This window comes from bacterium (assembly GCA_040753555.1).
In the GTDB taxonomy this organism is placed as follows: Bacteria; UBA9089; UBA9088; order UBA9088; family UBA9088; genus JBFLYE01.
On record JBFMDZ010000135.1, the window covers coordinates 1 to 5,938 of the forward strand.

The 5,938-nt window shown below is 36.2% G+C and carries 4 protein-coding genes; all 4 read left to right on the top strand.

Annotation, left to right across the window (positions count from 1 at the left end; all coding sequences use genetic code 11):
• Positions 1-198: 198 nt before the first annotated feature.
• On the top strand, positions 199-3,048 hold the full coding sequence (locus AB1630_09740; GenBank protein ID MEW6104071.1) for a transglutaminase-like domain-containing protein: 2,850 nt from the start codon (positions 199-201) through the stop codon (positions 3,046-3,048).
• Positions 3,049-3,591: 543 nt separating this feature from the next.
• The gene (locus AB1630_09745; GenBank protein ID MEW6104072.1) at positions 3,592-4,128 is read left to right on the top strand and encodes a hypothetical protein; all 537 of its coding nucleotides are present in this window, start codon (positions 3,592-3,594) and stop codon (positions 4,126-4,128) included.
• Complete coding sequence (locus AB1630_09750) at positions 4,122-4,676, top strand: hypothetical protein (GenBank protein ID MEW6104073.1); 555 nt, start codon at positions 4,122-4,124, stop codon at positions 4,674-4,676. The genes AB1630_09745 and AB1630_09750 overlap by 7 nt, the downstream gene beginning before the upstream one ends.
• A gap of 11 nt (positions 4,677-4,687) precedes the next feature.
• The coding region (locus AB1630_09755; protein ID MEW6104074.1) for a CARDB domain-containing protein at positions 4,688-5,938 on the top strand (1,251 nt) is incomplete at its 3' end.

Here is a 5,938-nt window from a genome sequence, read left to right on the forward strand (position 1 = left end):
GTTGAAGTAAAGCGAAAGGCGAGGGAATTGTCGGAATATTCATCGTTCTTATAATTTATGATGAACAAGATAAATTTAATCCTGTCAATCCTGTTCATCCTGTCAAAAATAGAACTGAATAGATACAAATTTTATTTGACTTTTTACAAAGGGCATATTAAACTTAAATTATGAAAGAAAAAAGGAGGCGAAAAAGAGATGAAAAGAATTTATAGAATTACAGCCTGGGTGGTTCTGTTAACCTTTGGGTTTCAAGTATGTGGAGGAAATCTTTATGCACAGGTTTTAAGCAATGACAGAGGACAGACAACAGAAGACAGAAGACAGACATCAGCCGAAGAATGGGAAAAGGCAATTTTGTCTTTAGAGGAAAGCCTTAGCGAAACAAAAACCAAGACATTCTCAGCCAATGTCTTAAGCAAGAAGCAGGATGAGCTTCTAAAGATTAACCAAAAGCTAGAGAAGGAATTCAAAGAGACCGAGGAATTCCTCAAGCAAAAGAAATTACCTGATAAAATCCTTCAAAGACACTATGACTTTGTTAAGCAATACAATGAGAATTACAAAAAGCTAAAGGAAAATCTTGATTCCTCAATAAAGACAAAGGATACAAGGGTATTAAAGGAATTCCTAGAAAAAGCCCAATACAAAGAGAAGCCAAGACCACTTGACCCAAATAAGCTACCTCATAGATTAGCACCGCAAATAAAGCCTAAAGAGCCAAGGACGAAAGAAGCTGTAAGCCGTAAGCTATCAGCTGTAAGCACAGAAGATTATCTCAAAGAAACCATAGATGTTCAAATAACCGATGAGATAAAAAGACTTGCTACTGAAACCTTAAAATCCAATCCTGTCCTGATCTACGAATATGTGAGAAACAACTTTGACTATGAGCCATACTATGGCTCTCTAAAGGGAAGCCAACAAACCCTCTGGGAAAAGGCAGGTAATGACTTTGACCTAGCAAGCCTTTTAATTGCTCTATACCGAGCCGCAAATATCCCAGCCAGGTATGTTTATGGAACAATAGAAATACCCATAGAAAAAGCAATGAACTGGGTGGGTGTAAAAGACTCTCAAGTAGCCGCTAATCTCCTTGCTGGCAATGGTATTCCAACCAAGATTATTGTTTATGGCAGTGGAGTGAAAAAGATCAGAATAGAACATTGCTGGGTTGAAGCTTATGTTACCTACGACCAATACAGAGGAGCAAGGCAAAGTGCATCTTACAAAATATGGCTTCCCTTAGATCCTTCTTTCAAGGAATATAGCTATATTGAAGGAATAGAGCTTGGTTCTTTAGTTCCTTTTGATGGAGAATCCTTTGTAAAAGAGATTGAGGGTTCTTCTACAATCAATGAAAGCGAGGGTTATGTTCAAAATATCCCGTATAACATAATCCAACAAAGGATGGATGAATACAAAACCAATGTAGACAATTACCTTAAAGCCCATCCAGAAATAACCATTGACTCCCTCATGGGAACAAAAACAATAAAGGCTCATAAACTTGGAATTTTTCCCTTAAGCCTTCCTTACAAGACCATATTAACCCAAAGCAGATATTCAGAGATTTCTCCTTCCTTAAGGCATAAGATTCAATTTAGTGTCTCTGATGGGATAAACTATACCGCCTCTCTTCCAGAATTGGTAGGAAAAAGAATTACTTTATCCTACATCCCTTCAACCCCTAATGATGAAGCCATTATAAACTCATACCTTCCCAAACCCCATCCTGATGGCTCACCCATTCAGCCCGATGAATTTCCAACTAATCTCCCAGCTTACCTAATCAACCTTAAGCCAGAATTAAGGGTAGAAGGAACAATAAAGGCAACGGGAAATGAGATACAAATGGGTCAAGACCAAACATTTACTATGGATTTTATAGACCCAAGAGGAACAAGCGATAGAATAACCAATGATATTATTGCTGGTGAATTTTATGCTATTGGATTGGATATAGGAAGAATCTCAACCGAGATTATTCAAAAAAGGCAAGAAAGGGTAAAAGCAATAAAAGATTTACTTGAGACAAAGCAAACCGAAGAATTAACTAAGGATGACCTTATTGGAGAATTTTTATATACCACAGCCATAGGCTATTTCTATCAGCTTGATACCTTTAATAAAGTAATCGCCAATAAGCTAAATATTAGAAATTTAAGGCTTCCCTCTGAGGCGATAACCTCCTTTGGTCTAAATATTTCCTATCTCTGGTCTACCCCTATCTCGGCAAGTTTTTCTGGAATAGCCATCGATGTAGATAGAGACATAGAGGTAGTCCTTTCAAAAACCCAAGATAAAACAAAGGAAAAGAATTATGTAATCCTATCAGGGATGATAGGCTCTGGATTAGAACATGGTGTATTAGAGCAAATATTTAGCACAAAAGAAAAGCCTGCTTATGGAATCTCTGCTGTAAAGGCATTAAAGGTAGCAAATGATTTAGGAATACCCATATATACCATAAACAAAGATAATATCTCAGATATTCTTCCCAATCTTCAAGTCTCCCAAGCTGTAAAGGCTGACATTCAAAACTCGGTTAATGCTAGGAAGGTAGTAACCATCTCCAAGACAGAGATTACTTACGCAGGATGGGCAGGTGTAGGTTATATCGTGATGGACCCAGAAACAGGAGCAGCAGGGTATCTGATAACTGGAGGAATGGCGGGAGGAACATTGGTAATGAGTATAGGTTTAGCCTTTATACTTATAGCCCTTATTCTTTCACCATATGCCTTTCAATTGGGTTTTCAGCTTCTTATGGAGGGAATTCTTTTTCTATGGACAGGGTTTTTGATGTGGATTGAGACGTTGCCAAAGGAAAAGCGAGAATTGGTGTTTCATATAGCTGAGATAATTGAAACTGTAGCATATATGATGGATGCACTTATAACTTGTACTTTTCCAATGCTAGGTATAGCAATTGCCTGTTTACTTTATATAGCTTATGAGTTTTGTGAATGGTTTATTGAGTATACAGAAAAGAAACCAGAAAAAACTGAAAATAAACTATTTTATCAAAAAAGGAGGTTTGCATGAGTTTTTTGGCACCACTTTTTGTAATCTTTCCAATTTATTTTCTTTGGATATATTTAAGATTGTTAAAAATTCCTGGAGTAATTGGATTGAGCATACTTAACATTTTTCTTTTTAATGTAGTCTTAGAATTAAAACCTCCTCTTTCCATACTTATAAATGTTGGATTGATAATAATAATAATTTTAATGTATCCGATAGAGAAAAAATTCAAAATAAAATATAAAGAAAAGAAACATTTACTTCCTCCAAAAAGATTTTTACTTTTACAAATTTTGGTTAAGCCCTTCTTGGTGATAATCCCATTATTCTTCATTTTTCATTTCTTTTCTAATAGGCTATTTGCCAATTTAACCATTTTTATTGGAATCTTATGGATGTTATTTCGATTCTGGAATTTGCTTGCTTCTGAACTTCAAGAGCTTTATTTTCGACCTATAGGCAAAAAGGCCACATATATTAGATTTATTGAAACCCTTGTTTTTACTGGAATTTTGGTAATAGGATATGTTGTTGTTTGCGAAAAGCTAGGTGTGGTTTATTAAAATGAAAGGATTACCAAAGAAAATTCAAAATGCTGTCAATTCTGGCAAAATAGTTACAATCTCCAAAACAGAGATTACCTATGCTAACTGGAATGGTGTAGGTTATATCGTGATGGACCCAGAAACAGGAGCAGCAGGGTATCTAATAAGTGGAGGGATGGCGGGAGGAACATTGCTTTTGGGAGAATTAGGAATGTGGTTTTTGCTTATATCCTTAATTTGCCCACCATTAGGTTTCCAACTTATGTTATCAGGTTTTCTTCTTATATGGACTCAGGTATGGATGTTGATTTTTGATTATGTTGGGAAAGTAGATAAAAACACTCAGGAATTTATTCGGATAGAAGCATTCTTAATTAAGATTCTTGTAGCGGCTTGGGAATATAGTAGCTTGAGGTTCGCTATCGTTCTTGGTCTCACTATTGAGATAATATATGAAATAATCTCTCATATTTTAGATTGGTATATTGAAAAGGGAGAGGAAGAAAAAAGCCACTCATTATTTAATAGATTTAATAGGAGAAAATTACTATGTTAGGCTTATCAATATCAGAATTAATTGGAAGTTTATATTTTTTCTATCTTTACTTTAGAATAACGAGGATTCCAGAAATTTTAGTAGTAGGTTTACTTTCTTTATATATTTCTTATTTATCAATAAGAGATTTTTTTGATTTTTTACCTCGGCTACTTATCCTTTTTTCCTTACTACTTATCGCTGTCTTAGAATATCGTGCCTATCGGGCTTTTGATAAAAGAAGAAAAGAAATAAAAAATTTATTACCAACTTTAAAACAAAAATTTATAATTGTAAGTAAATCTCTTGCCCCATCAATACTCATATCTCACCTTGCATACTTTTCTTTCGATAGTTCAGCACTTGCCATTTTTATTCTTATGGTAGGATGGATAGGAGCAGAATTTTTACTTTGGCGAAACTTCCCACCGGAAGGACAAGAACTTTATTTCCGACCCAAGGGCAAAAAGACCACTTACATTAGATTTATTGAATCCATTGTTTTTACTATAATATTAGTAGCAAGCTATGAAATTATCTGTAATAAGTTGAATATAAAACTTTATTAAGGAGGTCAAGAATGAAGAAAAAGATATTATTGTTGTTTTTAGGGTTTCTGGTGATGGCTAGATTTGGGTTTTCCCAGGAACCAACTATTACAAAAGGGCTATTCTGGTTAAACACCAACCAGAATCCAGATGGAACTTGGGGAAATCCAGATTACGCACCCTTGATTGATACCTGTGCAGTCTCTGACACCTTCCATTACCTTGGCACAGCCAACCCTAAAGCCATCCAATGGATTACAGAGCAGCCCGGAGAGAATACAGACCATCTCTCAAGGAAGATTTTATCTTTAGCATTAGCTGGCTCTGATACAACAGCCCTTATTGGCACATTAACATTATCCCAGAATGAAGATGGGGGTTGGGGAATAGCCCTTGGCTATGAAAGCGATTGTTTGGATACCCTCCTTTCCCTCTTTGCCCTCAAATCAGCCAACTATTCTGATACCACAATTATTGAATCTGCCCTCTGGTATCTTATATCAAATCAGAACGAAGATGGAGGATTTGGATTTGATGAAAGCAATGTATATCTCACATCCCTTGTCTTACTTACCCTAAACCAATACAGGAGAGAATATTATCTTGAAGAGGCAATTACAAAGGCATCAGATTGGCTGATCACCCAAAATCCAGAAACCCTGTGGGAAAAAGCCCTTGCCTATTCAGCAATTGCGGATTTTGGATTGCAGATTGCGGATTTAGAATATATTTTGAACAACCAACAACCCAATGGCTCCTGGGATAATGACCCATTTACCACAGCCTTATGCTTAAGGGCAATCAAGGATGCAGCACCAGACTTAATTGTTTCAGAAATCCTCTTTGACCCCCAAGTTCCCTTAGAGGGAGAAACAACCACAATTACTGCCATTATTGAGAATATTGGAGGAAGCATATCTGGAACAACCACAATAGCATTCAGCTTTCAGCCAGAAGCCTTAAGCCTTAAGCCTCTTTCCCCTGACTCTACATCAACCATAACCATAATTGCCACCTTTACCTCAGGAACCCATAAGATTACAGCAGAGTTAGACCCAAATAACCTTATAAACGAAAAAAACGAAACAAACAACACCAAAACCACCAATCTTACTGTAAGAACCCTGGCTGACCTTACAGGCTATATTACCTTTAGCAAGGATAATCCAAATGTAGATGAGGGAGTAATCATTATGGCAAATATTATGAACATCGGAGAAACCGAGGCAGAGAATATAGAGATTGAACTATTAGAGGATAATCACATAAACCAGGGAATAACC